This window comes from Streptomyces sp. P17 (genome assembly GCF_032436805.1).
Lineage (GTDB): Bacteria > Actinomycetota > Actinomycetes > Streptomycetales > Streptomycetaceae > Streptomyces.
This window is the reverse complement of sequence record NZ_JAVRBF010000884.1, coordinates 1-268: the sequence shown is the minus strand read 5'-3', so window position 1 is coordinate 268 and position 268 is coordinate 1. Positions and strand designations below refer to the sequence as shown.

The 268-nt window shown below is 52.2% G+C and carries 1 protein-coding gene; it reads right to left on the bottom strand.

Features of this window, described 5'->3' with window-relative positions; translation table 11 throughout:
* Nucleotides 1-268 (bottom strand): hypothetical protein (locus RMT89_RS43325; RefSeq protein ID WP_315889248.1); only part of this gene is annotated, 268 nt, incomplete at both ends.

Genomic DNA, 268 nt, shown 5'->3' with positions numbered 1-268 from the left:
CTGCTGACCGCCGAACATTTCTTCGGGATTGGCCGAATTGATGATAGCCTGACCCTGACCGACAAGAACAACGCCGTTCGGATTGACATAAAGGCCCGGCGTATGCGTCCGATCGGTCGGAATGTTCAGTTTCAAGTTCAGATTGAGTGCGACATAATCGCCCGTTTTGATTTCGTTTTCCGCGACTTCATAGAAAGCGCCGTTGACTTCTTTGAACACTTGCGGCGCGAATGCTTCCGTCGATACCGTCAGGACGATGCAACCGGCA